At 67.7% G+C, this 21,709-nt stretch carries 18 protein-coding genes; 4 read left to right on the forward strand and 14 right to left on the reverse strand.

Features of this window, described 5'->3' with window-relative positions; translation table 11 throughout:
* The 8 genes from QE494_RS07065 to QE494_RS07100 all read right to left on the reverse strand — a co-directional run.
* On the reverse strand, positions 1–1,918 hold a 1,918-nt coding region (locus tag QE494_RS07065; protein WP_300042212.1), incomplete at its 3' end, for a hypothetical protein.
* 46 nt (positions 1,919–1,964) lie between these two features.
* The gene (locus tag QE494_RS07070; protein WP_300042214.1) at positions 1,965–2,717 is read right to left on the reverse strand and encodes a glucose 1-dehydrogenase; all 753 of its coding nucleotides are present in this window, start codon (positions 2,715–2,717) and stop codon (positions 1,965–1,967) included.
* Positions 2,718–2,749: 32 nt separating this feature from the next.
* Positions 2,750–3,079 carry an EthD family reductase gene (locus QE494_RS07075; RefSeq protein ID WP_300042216.1) on the reverse strand — a complete coding sequence of 110 codons (330 nt, stop codon included), beginning with the start codon at positions 3,077–3,079 and terminating at the stop codon, positions 2,750–2,752.
* A gap of 222 nt (positions 3,080–3,301) precedes the next feature.
* Positions 3,302–4,309 (reverse strand): class 1 fructose-bisphosphatase, encoded by a 1,008-nt coding sequence (locus QE494_RS07080; protein WP_300042217.1) that lies wholly within the window; start codon positions 4,307–4,309, stop codon positions 3,302–3,304.
* A gap of 50 nt (positions 4,310–4,359) precedes the next feature.
* Positions 4,360–7,035 carry an aminopeptidase N gene (pepN, locus tag QE494_RS07085; RefSeq protein ID WP_300042218.1) on the reverse strand — a complete coding sequence of 892 codons (2,676 nt, stop codon included), beginning with the start codon at positions 7,033–7,035 and terminating at the stop codon, positions 4,360–4,362.
* A gap of 36 nt (positions 7,036–7,071) precedes the next feature.
* Positions 7,072–8,176 (reverse strand): peptide chain release factor 2 gene (gene prfB / locus QE494_RS07090; protein WP_300042219.1). Its coding sequence is split into 2 segments (ribosomal slippage): positions 7,072–8,094 and positions 8,096–8,176, totalling 1,104 coding nucleotides; the frame shifts between segments, so codons are not numbered across the junction.
* 151 nt (positions 8,177–8,327) lie between these two features.
* A complete protein-coding gene (locus tag QE494_RS07095) occupies positions 8,328–9,353 on the reverse strand; it encodes a DUF2927 domain-containing protein (protein WP_300042220.1) in 1,026 nt (341 codons plus the stop codon).
* 82 nt (positions 9,354–9,435) lie between these two features.
* Positions 9,436–10,350 carry an alpha/beta fold hydrolase gene (locus QE494_RS07100; RefSeq protein ID WP_300042231.1) on the reverse strand — a complete coding sequence of 305 codons (915 nt, stop codon included), beginning with the start codon at positions 10,348–10,350 and terminating at the stop codon, positions 9,436–9,438.
* Between the two features lie 96 nt (positions 10,351–10,446).
* On the opposite strand from QE494_RS07100, the gene QE494_RS07105 reads away from it, so the two are divergent.
* The 3 genes from QE494_RS07105 (at position 10,447) to plsY (ending at position 15,493) form a co-directional block, all read left to right on the forward strand.
* Positions 10,447–11,508: an aldo/keto reductase gene (locus QE494_RS07105; protein WP_300042232.1), complete on the forward strand. Its 1,062-nt coding sequence runs from the start codon at positions 10,447–10,449 to the stop codon at positions 11,506–11,508.
* Positions 11,509–11,573: 65 nt separating this feature from the next.
* Entirely contained in the window at positions 11,574–14,801 is a 3,228-nt protein-coding gene (locus tag QE494_RS07110; RefSeq protein WP_300042221.1) for an inositol phosphate phosphatase SopB, read from the forward strand.
* 41 nt (positions 14,802–14,842) lie between these two features.
* Entirely contained in the window at positions 14,843–15,493 is a 651-nt protein-coding gene (gene plsY, locus QE494_RS07115; RefSeq protein ID WP_300042222.1) for a glycerol-3-phosphate 1-O-acyltransferase PlsY, read from the forward strand.
* A 110-nt stretch (positions 15,494–15,603) separates the two neighbouring features.
* Here the strand turns inward: plsY and QE494_RS07120 are convergent, their stop codons facing one another.
* Positions 15,604–17,211, reverse strand: coding sequence for an MFS transporter (locus QE494_RS07120; RefSeq protein WP_300042223.1), 1,608 nt, complete (start codon positions 17,209–17,211; stop codon positions 15,604–15,606).
* 21 nt (positions 17,212–17,232) lie between these two features.
* Positions 17,233–17,718: a YajQ family cyclic di-GMP-binding protein gene (locus QE494_RS07125; RefSeq protein ID WP_300042224.1), complete on the reverse strand. Its 486-nt coding sequence runs from the start codon at positions 17,716–17,718 to the stop codon at positions 17,233–17,235.
* Between the two features lie 80 nt (positions 17,719–17,798).
* On the opposite strand from QE494_RS07125, the gene murB reads away from it, so the two are divergent.
* Complete coding sequence (gene murB / locus QE494_RS07130) at positions 17,799–18,839, forward strand: UDP-N-acetylmuramate dehydrogenase (RefSeq protein WP_300042225.1); 1,041 nt, start codon at positions 17,799–17,801, stop codon at positions 18,837–18,839.
* A gap of 10 nt (positions 18,840–18,849) precedes the next feature.
* On the opposite strand, the gene QE494_RS07135 is transcribed toward murB, so the two are convergent.
* The 4 genes from QE494_RS07135 to QE494_RS07150 form a co-directional block, all read right to left on the reverse strand.
* Positions 18,850–19,041 (reverse strand): hypothetical protein, encoded by a 192-nt coding sequence (locus tag QE494_RS07135; RefSeq protein ID WP_300042226.1) that lies wholly within the window; start codon positions 19,039–19,041, stop codon positions 18,850–18,852.
* A gap of 246 nt (positions 19,042–19,287) precedes the next feature.
* On the reverse strand, positions 19,288–20,619 hold the full coding sequence (argG, locus tag QE494_RS07140; RefSeq protein ID WP_300042227.1) for an argininosuccinate synthase: 1,332 nt from the start codon (positions 20,617–20,619) through the stop codon (positions 19,288–19,290).
* 19 nt (positions 20,620–20,638) lie between these two features.
* Positions 20,639–20,956, reverse strand: coding sequence for a pyrimidine/purine nucleoside phosphorylase (locus QE494_RS07145; RefSeq protein WP_300042228.1), 318 nt, complete (start codon positions 20,954–20,956; stop codon positions 20,639–20,641).
* A gap of 143 nt (positions 20,957–21,099) precedes the next feature.
* Positions 21,100–21,709, reverse strand: a 610-nt coding sequence (locus tag QE494_RS07150) for a glycine zipper 2TM domain-containing protein (protein WP_336619428.1), incomplete at its 5' end; no start/stop codon positions are given.

Raw genomic sequence — 21,709 nt, forward strand, 5'->3', positions numbered from 1 at the left:
CCTGCCATTCACGCCAGGGGCTCGCGCCGCCGGCGCAATGAGCCAGCCACGCGGGTGCGTCGAGCAGCTCGAGTCGGCCGCTGCGCGCAGCTGTCGCCAGTAGCGCGCGATGCGGCAGTGGCTCAGGGCCCAGGTTGGCCAGCACAAGACTGCGGCCCTGCGGGCCTTCGTGCTCGATGCGCGCCCAGGGTCCGTCGCGCCAGGCCTGCGCCCGCACCCGTGTCGCCGGTGCCAGCAAAGCCTGCAAGGCATGTGCGGCGGGGGACATGCGCCATGCGCTTTCGCCGGGCAACAACAGTCCGTCATTGCGTCCGAGTCCGCGCAGACTGATGGCCTGCGCGCCAGCTTCCATCAGCGCCGCGACATGGCCAACCAGCCAGGCCGCACCGAACAGCGCTGCGCTGCGTGGGTCGTGCTGCCCCAGGCACTGCGGTCTTAGGCGATCCGGTGCAGGTTGTTGGCCCAGCGGGCTGCGTGGCGCCGCCAGACCGCTCGGGCCCACTTCGATGTGCGCGATGCCATGCCGCACGCGCAGGGTCTGCAACAGCGAGGGCAGGCTGCGCAGGCTGTCCATCACCAAGGCTGCCTCGGTGCCGTGCACCAAAGAGCAGGTGGTGAAGGAGACAAAGTCCGCTGGCCCGAGCCGCTCGGCCCGGTTGGCCTGGGCAAAGAAGTACGGCGTGCCCGCACCGCGGGCTGCGCCGGGAAATGCAAGGGCCAATGCGCTCAACTCGGTGGCCTGGCCCGGAAAGAGCGCGACGGCCTGCGGCGCGATACCGGCCGCTGACAACGCAGCCGCCAGGGTAGTGAGCGCCGCGTTGGTTGGCGCGCCGGGGGCGTGACCATCCGCCGAGGCGATTGCTGCATCAGCGGCCGTCATCGCCCCCTGCTTGCTGGCGGTGGGGCTGGCGCCGCGCAGGTCCAACCGCAGCTGGGCGCCGCTGGCGGTGATCGCCTGGGCCAGGGCCGTCGCGTCCACAGGCTCGGCGGCATGGTCCATCACCAGATGCAAACGCGCCGGCCGCCACTGGGCCAGCACCGGGGCCCAATGCGCGAGATCGGCCAGGTCCTCGGGTGCAAGGCCCAGGCCCAGAACGGGGGGCGTGCGCCAGGCATCGCGGTCATCGCCATCGACAGTCGCCGAGCGTGTGGGCGAGGCTGAGGGTGCAGGCGTGGGCCTGTTTTCGATCCGCAAGGTGGCCCGCTGCCAAACCGACTCTCCAGGCCCGAGCCGGTAGGGGCGGGGCATGCTGTTCGACCGGCTGTAGGTCTTGAAGGAGGCGTCCGCGTTATTGCGCTGATCTTCAGTTTCGAAGCTGTCGCCTTCCAGCTCGCAGCAGGCCCACGCGCCTGGTACCAGCGGGTGCTCGATCGCCCGGACCGCAGTGAAGGGCGGCCAGGCGGGCACCAGCGCAGGGAATTCGCTGTGGGTGCTGCGGCCGTCGTCGTGCCGGAGGCACACTGGCTGCTTGGCCAGCGCCAACGGGTGTTCCAGGCACAGGCCAGCTCGGTTGGTGAGTGCTGCAAGTGCGGAGCCACTGCCCTGGGCGACATCAGCGATGTCGGTGGCCTCTGCGATCTGCGCGAGCGCCTCGTAGCGGATGCCGCCTCGGTCGTCGACCGCTACCGTCACTTTCAGGCCGACCTGTGGCGGCCCGTCCAGGTGGGCCGCGAGGGTCAGCGTGAACCCGCCCTCGCGCGCAGCATGATCCACCGCGTCGATGACTGGCGCGGGCGTGCCCCAGTGGATGTCGCGCCAGACAAAGCCCAGGCTGCTCCAGGCTAGGCGGTCCTCGTAGCAGAGGTCGCGCAGGATCAGGCCCTGCCGCTCGAAGCGCCAGGGGCCGCAGCGCATGGGCACCCGGGGCTCCTCCGGTAGGTCGGTGCCGTACAGGGCCTGGTGGAGCGCAGGGTCCATCAGCGGCGCGCCTTCTGAACCCGCCTGCCGGGCTCTGCGCGGTGCATCAGATGGTGCGGCCGCCGTCTACCGGCAGCTCGACGCCGGTGATGAACTGCGCTGCGTCACTGGCCAGCCACAGTGCGGCTTGGGCCACATCCTGCGGCGTGGACATGCGTCCCAGCGGGATGCCGGCGACGATCTTGGCGCGGTTCTCGGGGGTGTCGGGTACCCCCAGAAACTGCTCGATCAGGCCGGTGGCGCCCATGACCGGGCAGATCGCATTGACCCGAATGTTGTCCGGGCCCAGCTCGGCGGCCATGGACTTGGACACCAGGTTCACCGCCCCCTTGGAGGCGTTGTACCAAGTCAGGCCCGGCCGTGGACGGATGCCGGCGGTCGAGCCGATGTTGATGATGGCGCCGCCCTTGCGTTCGCGCATCAGCGGCACCACCGCGCGGGTCATATGGAAGATGGACTTCACATTGACCGCGAACACGCGGTCGAAGGTGGCTTCGTCCACTTCCAGCAGAGGCTGGTTGCGGTGGGTGGTGCCGGCGTTGTTCACGACGATGTCGGGCGCGCCGAAGGCTTGCACGCAGGCCTGCACCGCCGCCTGGACCTGCTCGCCCTTGGAAACGTCGCAGCCGATGCTCGCTGCGGAGGCGCCTATCGATGCAGCAACCTGCTGCGCGCGCGCGGCGTCGAGGTCGGCGATCAGTACCTTGGCGCCTTCAGCGGCGAAAAGCCGCGCGATACCTTCGCCAAAGCCGCCGGCGGCGCCGGTGACGAGGGCGACCTTACCCTGGAGTTGTCCCATGGTGTGTTCCTTACCCGTGGTTCAGGGGCAGTTCAGGGCCAGAGGATCTGGTGTTCCTCCGCCACGATCGGGGAGACGTCCTTGGCGAAGTTGGGCAGGTCGGCCAGCAGCGTCTTGCCTTCCGGGCTCTCAAGCGCCGCGGTCAGTGCCTCTTCCGAGTCGAACCACAGCTCCGAAAAGCCGTCGTAGTCAAAATGGGGAAAGCGTCCACGGTCGACCATGTTGACCGAGTAACGGACCAGGCCGGGCAGCTTGACGCACAGGGCAGCGTGGCGCTCGAGCCAGTGTTCGACGAATTCTTGGTGGGTGATGCCATCCTTGCGACGCAGGATGCCCAGGCGCTTGATCAAGGTTTTTTTCATGATGTCTCTCCGGGTGCATGCCGCGCGCAGGGCGCACGCGGCGTATCGGGAGGCATCGTAGGTCGGCGGGTGCGCCGCCGTGTCTGAATTTGGGCAACACCGCCCTTGGTTGCGGGCAAGAAGGCCTCGCCGCTTTGCGCGGGGCCGTCGGGCTGGCCGTGGCTGCGTCGGCTTGCCCCGGCTCCGGATTGGGCTGGGGCAGGCGGGCCGCCTCGGAGGTTTTCAGGCGTTCAGGTGGTAGCCCGTCACCCGCTCGACCTCGTTTTTCGACCCGAGGATGACGCTGACCCGCTGGTGCAACTCGGTCGGCGCGATGTCCAGGATGCGCTCGCGGCCGTTGGTGGCGGCGCCGCCGGCTTGTTCGACCAGCCAGCCCATGGGGTTGGCCTCGTACATCAGGCGCAGCTTGCCCGGCTTGTGCGGCTCGCGCTTGTCCCAGGGGTACATGAAGACCCCGCCACGGGTGAGGATGCGGTGCACGTCGGCCACCATAGAGGCGATCCAGCGCATGTTGAAGTCTTTCCCGCGCGGGCCTTCCTTGCCGGCCAGGCACTCGTCGATGTAGCGCTTGACCGGCGTGTCCCAGTGCCGCATGTTGGACATGTTGATCGCGAACTCTTTGGTGTCCTTCGGGATCTGCAGATGCTCTTGCACCAACACGAAGGAGCCCTGCTCGCGGTCTAGGGTGAACATGGCCACGCCCTTGCCCACGGTGAGCACCAGGGTGGTCTGCGGGCCGTAGATGCAGTAGCCCGCGGCCACCTGCTGGCGGCCGGGTTGCAGAAAGTCCTGCTCGCCCACTTCAGCGCCGCCCTCGGGTTTTTTCAGCACCGAGAAGATGGTGCCGATGCTCACGTTGACATCGATGTTCGACGAGCCATCGAGCGGGTCGAACAGCAGCAGGTATTCGCCGGCGGGGTAGCGGTTGGGAACGGACAGGATGGTGTCCATTTCCTCGCTGGCCATGCCAGCCAGGTGGCCGCCCCATTCATTGGCCTCGATCAGCACCTCGTTGGCAATGATGTCGAGCTTTTTTTGCACCTCACCCTGCACGTTCTCGCTGTTGGCCGAGCCCAGCACGCCACCGAGCGCACCCTTGTTGACTGCGTGGGAGATGGACTTGCAGGCCCGCGCCACCACTTCAAGCAGCAGGCGCAGGTTGCCGGGGATGAGGCCGTCCTCGCGCTGGCGCTCGACCAGGTAGCGGGTGAGTGAGATGTTGTGAGACATGGAGCCGCTCGCTTTCTAGGCAGGCATTTTTTGAAGGGGGCGGGCGGCGCTCAGGAGTCGGTGAGCGCGCGCGAAACCACCTCGCGCACATCGTTGGACAGGTCGGGCTTGGCCGATACCCGGGCCAGCGCCTCGCGTGCGGCGCGGCGATAGGGCTCAGCCAGCTTGCGCCAGCGGTCCAGTGCGCGCGCCAGGCGGGCAGCCACCTGGGGGTTGATGGCGTCGAGCTCCATCACCCGCTCGCTCCAGAACACATAGCCGGCAGCGTCGGTGCGGTGGAAGGCACCCGGGTTGGCGTTGCAGAAGCTGAAGATCAGGCTGCGTGCCCGGTTCGGGTTGCGCAGTTGGAAGTCTGGGTGCGTCATCAACTGGCGCACCACGGGCAGCACATGGCCCGCCCGGTCGGGTGCGCCGGCCTGCAGCGCGAACCACTTGTCCAGCACCAGGGCCTCGTCCTTGAACAGGGCGTGAAAGCGCGCCAGCGCCGACTCGCCCAAGGGGTGGCCGCTGACCACCAAGGCTGTCAGGGCGCTCAAACGGTCGGTCATGTTGCCGGCGTCCTTGAACCGCTGCAGGGCCTTGCCCGGCCAGACCGGGTCACCCGAAGGCGCTGCCGCCAGGCACAGGTGGGTGAGGGCCAGGCCCGCCAGCGCACGCCGGCCGGAGGAGGTTGCGTCGGGTCGGTAGGCGCCGTTGTCCTTGTGGGACTCGTAGGCCCATTCCCAGTCGTGGCGCAGGGCGCTGGCCAGTTGCTGGCGCATGGCCTCGCGCACCGCGTGAATGCGCTGCGGGTCCACCACCTCCAGTTGCTCGGCGATGTAGGTCTCAGATGGCAGGGTGAGCACCAGGTCCTTGAAGGCCGCGTCGAGCTGCGGGTGGCGCAACACGCCGCGCATGGCCTCGATGAAGGGGGCGTCGAGCGCCACATGGCCGTCGCCTCGCACAGCGCTGAGGGCGCGGTGCAGCGCCAGGCGCTGGGCCGCCTCCCAGCGATTGAAGGGGTCGGTGTCGTGGGCCAGCAAGAGCAGAAGTTGGGCGTCCGGCGTGTCTTGCTCGAGGATCACCGGCGCGCTGAACCCGCGCAGCAGGGAGGGCACCGGCTCGCCCACGCAGCCGGTCAGCCCGGTCACGGTGAAGGACTCGCTGGCCTCGGTGAGCACGTGCAGGCCCTGGGCGATTTGGCGACCGTCTGCATCGAGCAGACCCCAGCGCACCGGGATGACGAAGGGCTCCTTGGTCTCCTGGCCGGGCGTGGCCGCGCAGTGCTGCGACAGCGTCAGCGTGTAGCTGCCGCTCTCGGCGTCCCAGCGGCCCGCGGCGCCCACGCGGGGCGTGCCGGCCTGGCTGTACCAGCGCTTGAACTGGGGCAGCAGGCGCGCCAGCGGCGAGTTGGGGTTGGCGTCGGCAATCGCTTGGGCGAAGTCGTCGCAGGTCACCGCCTGGCCGTCGTGGCGCTCGAAATACAGCGTCATGCCGCGCGCGAAGCCGGTGCGTCCCTCGGGGTCACCGTCGCCGGCCACCAGGGTCTGCATCATGCGCACGACCTCGGCACCCTTTTCGTAGATGGTGACGGTATAGAAGTTGTTGATTTCCAGGTACTGGTCGGGGCGTACCGGGTGGGCCATGGGGCCGGCGTCTTCGGGGAACTGGGCGGTGCGCAGCACCCGCACGTCTTCGATGCGCTTGACCGCGCGGGCCGAGGCCTCGCCGGTCAGGTCTTGGGAGAACTCCTGGTCGCGAAAGACGGTGAGGCCTTCTTTGAGCGAGAGCTGGAACCAGTCGCGGCAGGTGACGCGGTTGCCGGTCCAGTTGTGGAAGTACTCATGGCCAACCACGCTCTCGATGTTGGCGTAGTCCACATCAGTGGCTGTCGCCTGGCTGGCCAGCACGTACTTGGTGTTGAAGATGTTCAGGCCCTTGTTCTCCATCGCGCCCATGTTGAAGTCGCTGGTGGCGACGATCATGAAGCGGTCGAGGTCCAAGGGCAGGCCAAAGCGGGCTTCGTCCCAGGCCACCGAGGCGATGAGCGAGTTCATTGCGTGCTCTGTCTTGTCCAGGTCGCCCGGACGCACATAGACCTGCAGCAGATGATCCTTGCCGCCGCGCGAGCGAATGCGTTGCTCGCGCGCCACCAGCTTGCCCGCCACCAGGGCGAACAGGTAGCTGGGCTTGCGGTGTGGGTCCACCCAGCGGGCGAAGTGGCGGCCTCCCTCCAGCGCGCCGGCGTCCACCAGGTTGCCGTTGGACAGCAGCACCGGGTAGAGCGCCTTGTCGGCACGCAGGGTGACGCTGTAGCTGGCCATCACGTCCGGCCGGTCCAGAAAGTAGGTGATGCGGCGAAAGCCCTCGGCTTCACACTGGGTGAAGAAGGAGTCGTTGCTCACGTACAGGCCCATGAGCTTGCTGTTCTTGGCCGGCGCACAGGTGGTGAAGATCTCCAGATCGAAGGGCTCGGGGCCCTCGGGCAGGTTCTCCAGCACCAGCTGGTTGCCGTCGATCTTGAAGCTGGTGCCCTGGCCAGCCACCAGCACCCGGGCCAGATTGAGCTCCTCGCCGTCGAGGCGCAGTGCCTGCGCCGGTACGTCGGGGTTGCGCCGCACACGCATGCGATTGAGCACGCGGGTCTTGGCGGGGTCGAGGTCAAAGGTGAGGTCGACGGTGTCGATCCAAAACGCCGGCGCCTGGTAGTCGGCGCGGCGGATGAGGGTGCTTTGTCCTTCACGCATGGAGGTTCTCCAGGAAACGGTTGTCCAGCCCGCGCATCACACGCCCTGCTTGAGTGAGGCCTCGATGAAGGCGTCGAGGTCGCCGTCGAGCACCTTCTGGGTGTTGGAGATTTCGACGCTGGTGCGCAGGTCTTTGATGCGGGACTGGTCCAGCACATAGCTGCGGATCTGATGGCCCCAGCCCACATCGGTCTTGGTGTCCTCGAGCTTTTGCTGTTCTTCCATGCGCTTGCGCATTTCATGGTCGTACAGCCTCGAGCGCAGGCGCTGCCAGGCCACATCACGGTTGGAGTGCTGGCTGCGGCTGTCCTGGCACTGCACCACGATGCCGGTGGGCACGTGGGTCATGCGCACCGCGGAGTCGGTCTTGTTGATGTGCTGTCCGCCAGCGCCCGAGGCGCGGAAGGTGTCGATGCGCACATCGGCCGGGTTGATGTTGATTTCGACCGAGTCGTCGATCTCGGGGTAGACGAAGACCGAGGCAAAGCTGGTGTGGCGACCGCCGGAGGAGTCGAAGGGGGACTTGCGCACCAGGCGGTGGACGCCGGTTTCGGTGCGCAGCAGGCCGTAGGCGTATTCACCCTCGATCTTGATGGTGGCCGATTTGATGCCGGCCACGTCGCCGCCGGTCTCGTCTTCCACGTTGGACTTGAAGCCCTTGCGTTCGGCGTACTTGAGGTATTGCCGCAGCAGCATGCTGGCCCAGTCGCAGGCTTCGGTGCCGCCTGCGCCGGCCTGGATGTCCAGGAAGGCATTCATCGGGTCAGCCGGCTTGTCGAACATGCGCCGGAACTCGAGCTTCTCGACGATGGCACGCAGGCGGGCGGTGTCGGCCTCGATGGTGGCGAGGCCTGCCTCGTCGCCGTCTTCCTTGCTCATTTCATGGAGCTCGAGGTTGTCGGCCAGGTCCCGGTCCAGCGTCTGGATCTGCAGCACGATGTCGTCGAGCTGCTTTTTTTCCTTGCCCAGTTCCTGGGCCTTCTTGGGGTCGTTCCACACCGCCGGGTCTTCCAGCGATGCGTTGACGGTTCTCAGGCGTTCGGCTTTGGCATCGTAGTCAAAGATACCTCCGGAGGTCCGCGGTGCGGGCCTGGAGGTCGGTCAGGGTGCTGCCGATGGCATTGATTTGTTCTGCGTCCATGGGGGGGCTCGATTCGAAGGTGTTCGGTGTAGCCCCCGATTTTCGCATGCGGACTGGGCTCGCTGGGGAGCGCCCCTGGGCAGGCCCGCTCTGGCCCGTCTTGCCTCTTTGGCCTCTCGCGCCTTCGCGGCAATCGCCCGACCTTGGGCCCTCAGCGCATGCCGGCCAGACGGGCCAGGGCGGTGCGGTTGCCAATGCGGGCCGAGCGCTCCAGCCACAGCAGTGCCGACTCGCGATCTGGGGTGCCCACGGTAGCCCCTTCGAGGTAGGCCACGCCCAGGAAGTAGCCCATTTCACTGCGGCCCAGGCGGACCCCCTCCGCAGTGGCCTTGCCCGAGCGGCGGATGATGGCGGGGATGTCGCCGGTGCCCTCGGCGTAGGCGCGCATTGCTGCCACCGTGTCGGCGAAGAAGCGGTCCCTCACTGCGGCCGCCGCCTGCGGGTCTGGTTGCAGCGCCAGCCACTCCTGCGCCAGCACCGGCAGGGCTTCGAAAGGTGTCATTCCGGGCCGCATCCGTGGCGAGTACCAGGCCCGCAGCAGTGCGCGGTCCAGCGGCAGCAGGCTGTCGACCTTGACCGGGAAGTAACTGAGTACCGTTTTGCCGGCCGGGTGACCGCGCACGCCCATGACATGCATGGCCTCGTGGTGGGCGCAGCGCAAGACGTCGCGCTCGCGCATTTGCACCAGGGCGCTGTCGATCTGCGTCTCGGTCCGGAAGTCCAGCGTGGTCACGCAGGGCTGGCGGTTTTCGAGCGCGGTGTTGGCGACGATTTCGATGCGCAGGTTGGGCGCGGTGGCAGCGTCCGCGCCATCGGGGTCTTCAGCGCCTGCATTGGCTTCGGTGAAAGGGATGCCGGTCTCCTGGCTCACCGCCTCGAGCGCTCGCAGCACCATCTCGCGGTGCGCGGGCAGGTTGCGGCCCGACAGGCGCCAGCGCACCGGCTGCTCCCAGCGCACCAGCCGGGTGGGCGTACCGCTCTGGTGCCAGAGCGCCTCCCAGAGCGTAGCCAGGCCCGCTTCGTCGGTCTGCGCGTGATCGGCTGCATGCGCCGGGGCGGCGTAGGCCAGGTCGGCGGCGAAGAGCGCCGCGACGGCGAATGCAGCAGAGACAGCGGTGCCAGATACCGCCTTGGATATCCCGCTGAAGCGGGCGGAAATTGCGTGTCGGAAGGTCAAGACAGCCACCTCATCGAACATGCGGTGCAGCTTGGCGCAGGAGGCGTCCTACATCAATATCTCCGCCGCTCCGACGCGAGGCTCAGGCCGTTTCTGCCAACAAAGTCTCAATCTCGAGGGCGACAGCCTCGGGCTGGTCGTGGTGCAGCATGTGTCCGGCGTCCATCACCTTGGCGCGGCGGATGCGGGGCACCTCGTCCAGACGCTGGTGGAATTCGGCGAGGGTGAAGTTGGCTTTCTTCCACCAGACAGACAAGCTCTCGGTACTCGACTCGACCCAGAGCACGGGGGCGGTGATTCGCCTGTACAGCTCGAGTGTTTCCTCCACTCGGGTGAGGGTCGCGCTGACGAGTTTGTGCGCCGGGTCGCCCAGGATGCGCCAGCGGCCGTCGGCCCCGGGCTGGGCCCAGTGCTGCGCCAGCCACAGGGCTTTTTCTTCCGGCAGCCGCGGGTTGGTTTTCATCAGGCGCCGGGCGACGCCCTGGGCGTCGTCGTAACTGGCCATGGTTGTCTCGCCGCGGTGGAAGGCCTTGAGCTCGTCCAGCCAGGCGACGTAGCGTCCTGGCGCCTGGGACGGCCGGGTGGCGGGCATGCCAAAGCCCTCCAGGTTGCCCAGGCGGGCCACCCGCGCGGGCCGCACGCCGGCGTACAGCATGCAGACATTGCCCCCCATGCTGTGGCCTACCAGGTCCACCGCCTGCTCTGGCGCGTAATGGTCAAGAAGGAACTCAAGGTCACCCAGGTAGTCGGCAAACACGTAGTGGTCGACCCCCGCCATCTCGGTGCCGCCGAACCCGCGCAGGTCGGGGGCGATGATGAAGCGGTCCTCCTGCATTGCGTCGACCACGAACTGCCAGGAGGCCGAGACGTCCATCCAGCCATGCACCAGCACCAGCGGCGGCCGCCCGGGCTGCGGCTTGCCCCAAAGGCGCACCTGGTGCGGCATGCCGCGCAGGCGGACGGATTCGAGGCGGGAGGGACGGCGCGGGGTGTACATCAGTTTGATCATACGGAGCAGCCTCGACGCGGGCAGTCAAGCACGGGACAATCGAGGGTCTCCAGAATTTCTTTCCCCGCCACCCACACCATGACCATGACCCCCGTCCGCCTCGGCCGCAGCGCGCTGCAGGTTTCTCCCATTTGTCTGGGCACCATGACCTTCGGCGAGCAGGTGCCTGAGGCCCTGTCGCACTCCATCCTGCACCGGTCCCTCGAACGCGGCATCGACTTCCTCGACACCGCCGAGATGTACGCGGTGCCCGCACGCGCCGAGACCTTTGGCGCCACCGAGACCATTCTGGGCAACTGGTTTGCGAAGAACCCCGGGGCACGCGCCAAGGTGGTGCTGGCCTCCAAGGTCGCCGGCCCCTCGCGCGGCATGCCCTGGGTGCGCGAGGGCTTGGGCATGACTGCCGCCGACATCGTCGCCTCCTGCGAAGGCTCGCTGCGCCGGTTGCAGACCGACGTGATCGACCTCTATCAGATCCACTGGCCCGAGCGCCATGTGCCCACCTTTGGCGCCCTGTATTACGACCCCACCCAGGAGCGCAGCCAGACCTCGATCCACGAGCAGCTCGAAGCCATGGACAAGCTGGTCCGCCAGGGCAAGATCCGCTACGTGGGACTGTCCAACGAGTCGCCCTATGGCGTGCATGAGTTCGTGCGTCTCGCCGAGCAGCACGCCCTGCCGCGGGTGGCCACTGTGCAGAACCCGTACTGCCTGGTCAGCCGCGCGCTGGAAAACGGCCTGGACGAGACCCTGCACCGGCTGGATGTCTCCCTGCTGGCTTACTCGCCCCTGGGCTTTGGCCTGCTCACCGGCAAGTACGACGCATCCGGCCTTGCCGGGCCGGCCGCACCGGCCGAGGCCCGTATCGCCAAGTACGAGTCGGTGCGCAGGCAGCGCTGGGGCCGCGATGCGGCCCTGACCGCCTCGCGGCGCTACAACCAGCTCGCGCGCGACCACGGCCTCACGCCCACCCAGATGGCGCTGGCCTTTTGCTCCACCAAGTGGCAGGTGGCCTCCACCATCATCGGGGTGACCTCGCTGGCGCAGCTCGACGAGGACATCGACGCCTGGGGCACCCGCCTCTCGCCTGAGCTGCTGGCCGCCATTGATCAGGTGCGTGCCGAGATCCGCGACCCGGCGGCCTGAGCTGTGGCCTGAACTGCGCCCGGGTTCGGGTTACAGACGGCGGTCCTATGCAGCGAGCCGCCATCATGCAATCGTCCTCCTCCTCTCTCAACCGACAGGATTTCGCCCGCACCCCGACGCAGTCACCGGAGGGCACCCCTCCGTCATCCCCGCGCGATGACGGGAAGGTTCAGGTCCACACCCGTCGTCTCGCCGGCGATTTCAAGGGCCTGCCCTCGGGCGCGGCAGCCTCAACACCCCTCGCGACACGGGCGGTTGAGAGCACGGGGCCGTACTCGCCCGCCCCGTCGCCCATCCAAGCCGCCGTCCACTTGATTGACGAGGCGCATGCGCGGCTCTCGGCCCAGGTGCTGGCGAGCGGTGGCAGCAGCCATTTCGCCCGGTCTGCCGGGCGGCGCGCTGAAGCCCCCGCGCTCGACCCCGACGCCCCCGAAGTGCTGCGGAAACTGACCTTGCTACGTGACCAGGTCCACAAGGCCCTGGATCTGGCCGAGCCGGGTGGCATCACGCGGCCGAAGGCGCGCGAGGCGCTCACCAGCCAAATACAAGACCAGACCGTTTCGCTGCGCCGCGCCTTCAATCGTTGGGACCGCGCCTTGCCGGCCGATTACCTGGCCAAGGGTGCCGCCGCCGGCCTAGGCCCCGCCCCTGGCGCTGCAGGATCGCGCCCCGCCGGCGCCCAACTGAGTTGGCGCGAGGTCCACCAGGCCAGTCAGCTGCTGGAGGCCGAGTTGACCGACATGCTCAAAGCCCGGGTGGACTACCTGGCGCAATCCGAGGTTCACCACGCCCTGTACCTGCCCAGGATGCTCGATGCCAAGGCGCTGTTCTGGGACACCGCCGCCGCCACCCTGGACGAGCTGCTCTTCGATCGGCCGATCGACACCCGCGCGGTCCGAGCCTTGACCCCGGAGCGTGGCGCATCCCTGGCGGGCCTGTCGACGCCGGTGAAGGCCGCGCCCGGCTCCCTGGCTGGTTTTGCCAGCCCCACCGCCAGCCCGACGTCCAGCGCCTCCACATCCTCCGCCGCGAGCCTGTCCAGCGCGGCCTGGAGCACCGCCAGCCCTTCCCGAGCCAGCGTGCTGTCGGCCAGTGCCTCACCCGCCCGAGCTGGGGCTACGAGCCCCTCTCGGGCGGACGGAACTTCCCCCGACCGCCCACTCGACAGTCCGCGCGCCAGCGCGCTGGCGCCCGATGGCAAGAGCGCAGCCCTGGCCCCCGACCTCAAACCCGACCTCAACCCTGATCTTGACCGTAACCCTCTAGCGCAGGCCGCTCGGCCGTTCGCGCATGTGAGCGGCATCTTCCGCGAGCGTGCCGGCGAGTTGCACGCGCAGGCGCGCGACCCGCAGGCACAGCGCCTGGGCGAGCCCGGTGATGTGCTCGGGCTCGGCAAATCCGCGAGCGACCTGCCCGGCGGCGGCAAGGGCCTGGTTCGTGATGCGATCTTGCGCGGGGCTTTCCCCGAAGTGGCCCAGATGGACGAGCGTGCGTTTGCATTGGCCTGCGTCAAGCGAGCGGTACAAGATGCCCGCGAGGCGACCGGGCAGGCAGGGCCTACCGGCTCCAGCCCCTTGGCCAAAGTCAAACGCTGGTGGAACGAGCGGACCAGCAACAAGGCGGTCGAGAAAGCCTTCGACCGCGTCTACACCCAGATGCTCAGTCGACGGCCGAACGAGGTCGTTAGCACCCGGGTAGTCGTGCCGATCGAAACCCAATCCGGGATCAGCCAGGGACGGTCCGTGCGCCAGGCGCTGGTACTCAACTGCGAACAGCGTCCGGCCATTTGGGTCTCCGACGCCCTCCACGCGGACTACGCCGCCGATGGTGTTCAGGGTGCCCATTGCCATGAGCGGACCCAGCACAAGCACGCGGTGACCCTGCACGTATCGAAGATGGCCGCGGCCGACGGCCAGTGCGGCCTGACGCTCGTCCGCCATGGCGTGCTCTCCCCCAACCAGCTGACTCGCAAAGGCATCAAAAAACTCCGCGACGAAGACCTGCACCGCGTTGCTGGCGACCTGACCCGCGACGACCACCTGAGACTCTTGAAGGACACGCGTCTGAACAGCCTGCAGGCTGAAGCGGCGGCGGGCGACCCCGCTGCGGCAGCCACCCGGATTCGGGGCAAACGGCCCCCCCGTGGGACTCAGGCCACCCCGCCAGCGGCCGGCGCGGGTACCGCGGGTTCTGCGTCAGGGCCCCGCGCAGACCGGGCGCGCCGAGATGAGCCACCCCTGATTGATGTCGTCCGGCGTGCGGCCAGCCTGAACCGTGCTCGCGAGGCGGCCCAGGCCGCCATGGCTGCCCTGCCGGACGAGGAAATCATCCGACTGGTCCTCCAGAGCCAGCGCGGCGATCCGGTCACGGTTCGCCTGACTTCGGTCTCGCTCATGACCCCCGATCGCTGGCGGACCCTTGGCAGCTACAAGGGGAACGAGCGCTCCATGTGGCATGACCAGCGCCAGGCCTGGGACGACCTCGAGGCGCTCAAGGGTATCGACATGCCCATGCCTGCAATCGATGAATCAGGCCAACTGCGTCGAGACGAGCAGGGGCGCCTGTTGATGGCGCGCTCAGGCGGCGAGAACTCACCGCCTCGGCAGATGCAGGTGAAGTTCGAGGTAGCGGCGCTCAACGTGCCAGTCAACGAACAAGGTACGGGCGGCAAGGGCATGGAGTTTGTGCTGGGTGCGCATGCCGAAACGGATGCAGACAACCGCCGGGCGATGCAGCGCCTGCTGGGCGCAACCCCGCAGGCCTGGGCGGCCTGCGGGCCTGGCCAGGCACCTGCCGGCGTCACCGGCTGGCTGAGAGGCCAGCTCGCTTCCGATGGCGTTCCAGAGCGCGAAAAGACCATCCTGCGGACCCTGGCCGCGCAAATCGGAACCCTCTACGCCAGCGACGCGCATCAGAGCGCTGGCAACGACCCGTACAAGCTCGCCACCCGCCTGATCGTGCTGGCCAGCCGCTTGGGCGGGCCCACCGCGACCCTGATCAACTGCAAGAGCGGCAAAGACCGCACCTCCGCCGCCGAGACCCAGGCGCGGCAGATGGTGATCGAGATCGCCACCACCGGGGTGGTGCCGCCGCTAGACGCACCGGTCACGGATACGCGCTCGCGCCAGCTCGGCGCCATCCATGCGTCTGGCGGCAGCACCCAGGTCCAGGCCCGCAACACTGGCCTCGGTGGGACCAAGCTGGGGGGTGAACCGCTGTTCAATCGCTTTGGCGTTATCGGCAAAGACGCGAGGAGCACCTTCAATGGCCTGTCCAAGTACACCCACTCCTGAACCCGTGGGGCGGTCGGGAGGCGCTGGCACAATCGTCAGCGATGAACTCTGCTGCCCCCCTCTTGCTGATCGCCGCCCCCGGGCTGACTGTGCTGGCCGCCTACCTGCTGGGTTCGCTGGCCTTCGCCATCATCGTGAGCCGGCTGATGGGCCTGTCCGACCCGCGCAGCTTCGGCAGCGGCAACCCCGGCGCCACCAATGTGCTGCGCTCGGGCAGCAAGGTTGCCGCGCTGGTCACCTTGCTGCTAGACGCCTGCAAGGGCTTGCTGCCGGTGCTGGCGGTGCGTCATTGGGGCGCTGCCTGGGGCCTGGGTGAGGGCGTGGTGGCCGGTGTCGCGGTGGCGGCTTTCCTCGGGCACCTCTACCCGGTGTTCTTCCGCTTTCAGGGGGGCAAGGGCGTGGCCACCTTCCTGGGCGCGGTCTTCGGTATTGATTGGGTTCTGGGCTTGGCCACCGGTGCCACCTGGCTGATCGTGGCCTATTTCTTCCGTTACTCCTCCCTGGCCTCCCTGGTGTCCGCTGCTTTTGCACCGGTCTACTTCCTGCTCGCCAGCGGTGTGGTCTGGGTCGCGCGGCCGCCGCTGGTGGCAGCCTTGGTGATCATGGGTCTGCTGCTGGTCTGGCGCCACCGCGAGAACATCAACCGCCTGGTGGCCGGTACCGAGTCGCGGTTGGGTGCGAAGAAGCGCTGACGTAGAACGGCCCGGGCAAAAAGCCGCGGGACAAGCTGTCCGGGACAAGAGGTCGAGGTCGGATACCCGCGAATGACGGCCTGTGACTTGGCAGGCCCCCGCTGCCAGCCTCAGGTCTGCTCGATGATGTAGCGCGTGACCTTGGGCGGCCCATCGCCCATGTGCAGCGCCTGCCGCTGCTCGCGCAACTGGGCGTCGGTCACGTTGACGCGGTCGAAGCGGCGCAGGTGCTCGGTCCACGATTCGTCCACGATCTGCTCCACATAGCGGCCGGGCTCGCCCACATCGTGCAGCAATTGCCATTCGAGCGCGCCCTGTTGCAGGCGGCCGCGGCGGCTGTCAGCCATGAGCGCGAGGAACTCGTCGGCCCGACTCGGGTCGATCTGGTACTCGACCCGGGTCAGCACTCGGCCCCGCCCGGGTCGCTCCGGAAGCTCGGGCGCATAGGTCACCTGTGCCGGGGTGAGGTCGATCTCTTTGGACGGCAGTGGCTTGCGCCAGTGCATCAGCAGCGCCGCAGCCACCGCGGTGATCGCCGCCAGGGTGAGCGACTCCTGCACATTGGTCCAGGTGGCCACCTGGCCCCAGACCGCCGCGCCACTGGCAGACGCGCCCATCACCGCCATCTGGTAGATCGACATGCCCCTTGCCCGCACCCAGTCGGGCAGTGACATCTGGGCGGCAACCGCGAGCGTGTTGGCCACCCAGATCCAGGCGGTGCCAGCCAGGAACATGGCCGGCATGGCCAGCGCCAAACCCGGCGCGTAGACCGTGGTGGCCATCGCGACCGCTTGCGTGATGCAGCCAGCCAGGATCAGCGCCTCGGGCTTCATGGCCTTGCGCATGCGCGGCATCATCAAGGCCCCGGTGATCGCGCCTGCGCCCATGGACGAGAGCAACAGCGTGAAGGTGCCGGCGCCGCCACCGGGCAGGGCGCGGGCCACCAGGGGCAGCAGGGCCAGCAGGCCAGTCGAGTGAAAAAAGAACAAGCCGATTCGCAGCAGCACGCCGCGCAGCCGGGCCGATTGGGCGACGTATTGCAGGCCCACCCGCATTGCGGAGGGCAGGCGCTCGCGGCCCAGCACATGCTCCTTGTGGACCCGGTTCCAGCTCATGATGATGAAGCCGGCCATCACCGACAGCAGGGCGTTGAGCACGAAGACCCAGGCGCTGCCCGCCGCGCCGATGAGGGCGCCGGCTACCAGCGGGCCGATGATGCGTGACCCGTTCATCGCAACCGCGTTCAGCGCCAGGCCCTGGGGCATCAGGGGCTTGGGCAGGACCTCCGGGACGATGGCCGAGTACACCGGCCAGCGCATCGCCAGTCCGATCCCGTTGAAGAAGGTCAGCGCCAGCAACAGGCCGGGCGTCATCCAGCCGGCCAGCACCACCACACAGGTGAGGATGGCGTTGCCGGCCACCCAGAACTGGGTCACCATGAAATAGCGACGCCGGTCGACGATGTCGGCCAGGGCGCCCGAGGGCAGGGCCAGCAGGAAAACGGGCAGGGTGGAGGCCGCCTGCACCAGGGCGACCCACAAGGGGGTGCTGGTCAGGGACGTCATCAGCCAGGCGGCCGCGACATCGTTCATCCACATCGTGGTGTTGGCGGTGAGCCAGGTCAGCCAGACCAGCCGGAAGGCCGGCACGCGCAGGGGCCCTAGGGCCGTGTTGTCTTCGGACGCTGGTGCGGGGGGCGTGGGTGCGGGTGGCCCCATGAGTCGTCTATCAGTCGACGATCAGTCGCGGAAGTTGTTGAAGGACAGGGGCAGGTCGGCGATGTCCTTGCGGATCAGGGCCATAGCGGCCTGCAGGTCGTCGCGCTTGGCCCCCGTGACGCGCACCGCGTCGCCCTGGATGGCGGCCTGCACCTTGAGCTTGCTGTCCTTGATCAAACGCTGGATTTTCTTGGACGCCTCGGACTCGATGCCGCTGCGCACCTTGATCACCTGCTTGACCTTGTCTCCGCCGATTTTTTGCGCGTCGCCCTTGTCCAGGAAGCGGACGTCGACATTGCGCTTGGCCAGCTTGGCGGTGAGGATGTCCTCCACCTGCTGCAGTTGGAACTCGGCGTCGCCGAACAGGGTGATTTCCTTGTCCTTGAGCTCCAGGGCGGCTGAGGTTCCCTTGAAGTCGAAGCGGGTACCGATTTCCTTGGCCGCGTTCTCGACGGCGTTCTTCACTTCGACCAGATTGGGTTCGCAGACGGTGTCGAAAGAGGGCATGGTGTCTCCGGGGGGCAAATGCACAGGGGCCGGGTGGCGCGGGGCGCGCCCGGCCGGGGGTCGGATGCGACAATTCTCCCATGATCGTCGAGCACCAGGTCCCGCTGCAGCCGCACAACAGCTTCGGCATCGTTGCCCGGGCCCGCGAGCTGCTTCGGGTGCGCTCGGAGGACGACCTTCGGGCCCTGTTAGCCGAGCCCGGGCGGGCCGCCGACCCGAAGTTTGTGCTCGGTGGGGGCAGCAACATCGTGCTGACCGGTGACGTCAAGGCCTTGGTGCTCAAGGTCGAGATTCCCGGCATGAGGGTGGTGGAAGACGGCCCTCGGGCGGTCATCGTCGAGGCCGGCGCCGGCGTCAACTGGCATGCCTTCGTCACCTGGACCTTGGACCAGAACCTGCCGGGGCTGGAAAACCTCGCCCTCATCCCCGGCAGCGTGGGCGCGGCCCCGGTGCAAAACGTGGGTGCTTACGGGGTGGAACTGCAAGACCGCTTCGAATCGCTAGACGCCATGCACCTTGCCACCGGGCAGGTGTTCACGCTCAATGCCGCCCAATGCGCCTTTGGCTACCGCGATTCGGTGTTCAAGCATGTTCCCGCCAAGGAAGGGGACTTCGGCCTGGCGGGTCAGGCCCTGATCCTGCGGGTGCGCTTTCGCCTCCCCAAGCCTTGGCAGCCTGAGCTTTCATACTTGGACCTGCAGCGCAAGGCGGTCGAGACCGGCATCGCCGAGCCCAGCGCGCGCCAGATTTACGACTGGGTCTGCGCCATCCGCCGCGCCAAACTGCCCGACCCGGCGGTGATCGGCAATGCCGGCAGCTTTTTCAAAAATCCCACGGTCACGCAGGACCAGTGCGCAGACATCATCGCCCGCGAGCCGAACATCGTGCATTACCCCATGCCCGATGGCACGGTGAAGCTCGCCGCTGGCTGGCTGATCGACGCCTGCGGCTGGAAGGGCAAGTCGGTGGGCCAGGCCGGGGTCTACGAGAAGCAGGCCTTGGTGCTGGTGAACCGGGGCGGCGCCACCGGCGGGGAGGTGGTCACTTTGGCGCGGGCCATCCAGACCAGCGTGTACGAGCGCTTCGGCATCCGTCTCGAGCCCGAGCCGGTGGTGGTCTGAGGCCTGCGCCTCAGATCTTGTGCTTGTGAGTCTCGCGGTCGGCCCGTCGCAGGGCCGCGGCTCCGTGGATGCTCCGCTCGTCGGAGTGGCGCCGGCGAAGGTCGTCGCTGCTGGCGGCGTTGGCGTTCTTCTGGCGGTAACGGTCCCAAGCGGTCTTGGCCAGACCGGAGCCCAAAGCCAAGACGAAAAATTTGCGCAGCATGGACATGGCAGCCCCTCGTGAATCAATTTGTGCTGTCAATAATTTCGCCGCGGCTTCCTCCTGTGGCCAGCGGTGTCGAGCGCGCCTGCGCGTCAGCGGTTGCCTATGCCTATGCCTGTGGCTGTGGCTGTGGCTGCGCCCGTGCCCGTGCCCGTGCCCGTGCCTTTGACTGCCGCTGGCCGCAAAAGTGAAAAGCCCGCCGAGGCGGGCTTTGCTTGGGAGCGGCTTGTTTGCCGCAGACCTCGCTTACTTCCCGCCGGTCAGGCGCAGAAGGTGGTGCTCGTCGCCCGCTGACAGCAGGCCCGCGCCCGCGTAGACGCCCAGCTTGTCTCGCGTGTCGGTGATGTCCAGATTGCGCATCGTCAGTTGGCCGATGCGGTCACGCGGGGAGAACATGGACTCTCCCTTTTCCATCGTGAGACGCTCGGGCTTGTAGGTCAGGTTGGCCGACTCGGTGTTGAGCAGGCTGTAGTCGTTGCCGCGGCGCAGCTCCAGGGTGACGGTGCCTGTGACGGCGCGGGCCACCCAGCGCTGGGCGGTTTCGCGCAGCATCAGGGCCTGCGGGTCGAACCAGCGGCCCTGATAGAGCAGGCGGCCGAGGCGGCGGCCGTTGTCGCGGTACTGCTCGATGGTGTCCTCGTTGTGGATGCCGGTCACCAGGCGCTCGTAGGCGATGAACAGCAGCGCCAGGCCCGGGGCCTCGTAGATGCCGCGGCTCTTGGCCTCGATGATGCGGTTCTCGATCTGGTCGCTCATGCCCAGGCCGTGGCGGCCACCAATGCGGTTGGCCTCCAGAATGAGCTCCACCGGGTCGGCGTACTCTCGGCCATTGAGGGCTACCGGCACGCCTTCTTCAAAGCGCACCGACACCTCCTCGGCCTTCACCACGACCTCGTCCTTCCAGAAGGCGACGCCCATGATGGGGTTGACGATGCGGATGCCGGAGTTGAGGTGCTCCAGGTCCTTGGCCTCGTGGGTGGCGCCCAGCATGTTGGAGTCGGTGCTGTAGGCCTTTTCGACCGACATCTTGTAGTCGAAGCCGTTGGCGATGAGGAACTCGCTCATCTCGGTGCGGCCGCCCAGCTCATTGATGAAGGTCTGGTCCAGCCAGGGCTTGTAGATCTTCAGGCCGGGGTTGGTCAGCAGGCCATAGCGGTAGAAGCGCTCGATGTCATTGCCCTTGAAGGTGCTGCCGTCGCCCCAGATGTTGACGTTGTCTTCCTTCATCGCGGCCACGAGCATCGTGCCGGTGACAGCGCGGCCCAGGGGCGTGGTGTTGAAGTAGGTCACGCCCGCGGTGGAGATGTGGAAGGCCCCGCACTGCAAGGCGGCGATGCCCTCTTGCGCCAGCTGGCGGCGGCAGTCGATCAGACGGGCCAGCTCGGCGCCATAGGCGCTGGCCTTGCGCGGGATTTCGTCGTAGTCGGGCTCGTCGGGCTGACCGAGGTTGGCGGTGTAGGCGTAGGGCAGGGCGCCCTTTTGCTTCATCCAGAGCAGGGCCGCGGAGGTGTCGAGGCCGCCGGAGAAGGCAATGCCGACCTTCTGGCCGACGGGGACGTTTTCAAGAATGGTCGACATGGTGCGGGTGTCCCGGCGATCAGCCGAAGTGGCAGATGTAGTGGTAGGGCTCGGTCACCCGGATCTCGAACTTGGAGTTTCCCGGAACGGAAAATTTCTCGCCGGGGCCGGAAGACTTCCAGTCTGCCTCTCCAGCCATGCGCCACTCACAGCGGCCCGCCACGCATTCCATGATCTCGGGCGCGCCGGTGCCGAAGGTGAGGGTGGAGGGCAGCACGACACCGACTGACTTCTTGGTGCCGTCGGGGAAAGTGATGCCGTGGCTCACGCACTTGCCGTCGAAGTAGACGCTGGCCTGGGTGTTGACGGTCACGCCGTCTATCTGGGTGGTGCTCATGGAGGTGTCCGGTAAAGGGCTGCACGCGCCTTGTGCGCGTGCAGCGATAAACCGGACATTTTAGAGGTGACGGGCCAGAGGGCCGAGGCAAGGGCCGAGCCAAGGGCCGGGCCAGAGGGACCGGCCGAGCCCCTCCAGCTCGCTCAGCGCCAGTTGCCGTGATGCCGGTGCCAGCCGTGGGCGGGCGGTACCGGGTAGGCCATGGGCGGGGGCAGCGCGACGGGGGGGTGGCTGGCGAGCACCACGCCCGCCGGCACCGCGCTGATCGGCCGAGCCGGAATCGACATGGGCAGGGTGCCTGGGCTGGTGGAGGGCATCGGCGGCACGAGGGGGCTGACCTGCACCCGCAGGTTGGGGCCCGGGTCCTGGGGGGTTTGCACCCGGTACTGGCGGCCGGCGTACTCGTAGGTGACGTCGTAGCCCACGGTACGGCTTTCATAGACGGTCTGGTTGCTGCAGACGGTCTGCTCCTGGATGCGGGGCCCGGGTTGGCCCTCGATGCGGTTTCCCAGCATGGCGCCGCCGACCACGCCGGCGAGGGTGGCCAGGGCGCGGCCGTCACCGCCGCCAAACTGGTTACCGATCGCGCCGCCGGCGACCGCGCCCAAAACGGCCCCTGCGCCGGACTTGGGTTGCTCGACGGACACCTGCTGTGTGGTGCAGACCTGGCGGGGCACCGCGATCTGCTGGACGATGGCGACGGTGGAGAGGACTCGTGCAACCTCCTGCGCGTGCAGGAGGGGGGAGGCCAGC

Origin of the sequence: Ramlibacter sp. (assembly GCF_029866045.1) — a bacterium.
GTDB lineage: Bacteria > Pseudomonadota > Gammaproteobacteria > Burkholderiales > Burkholderiaceae_C > Ramlibacter.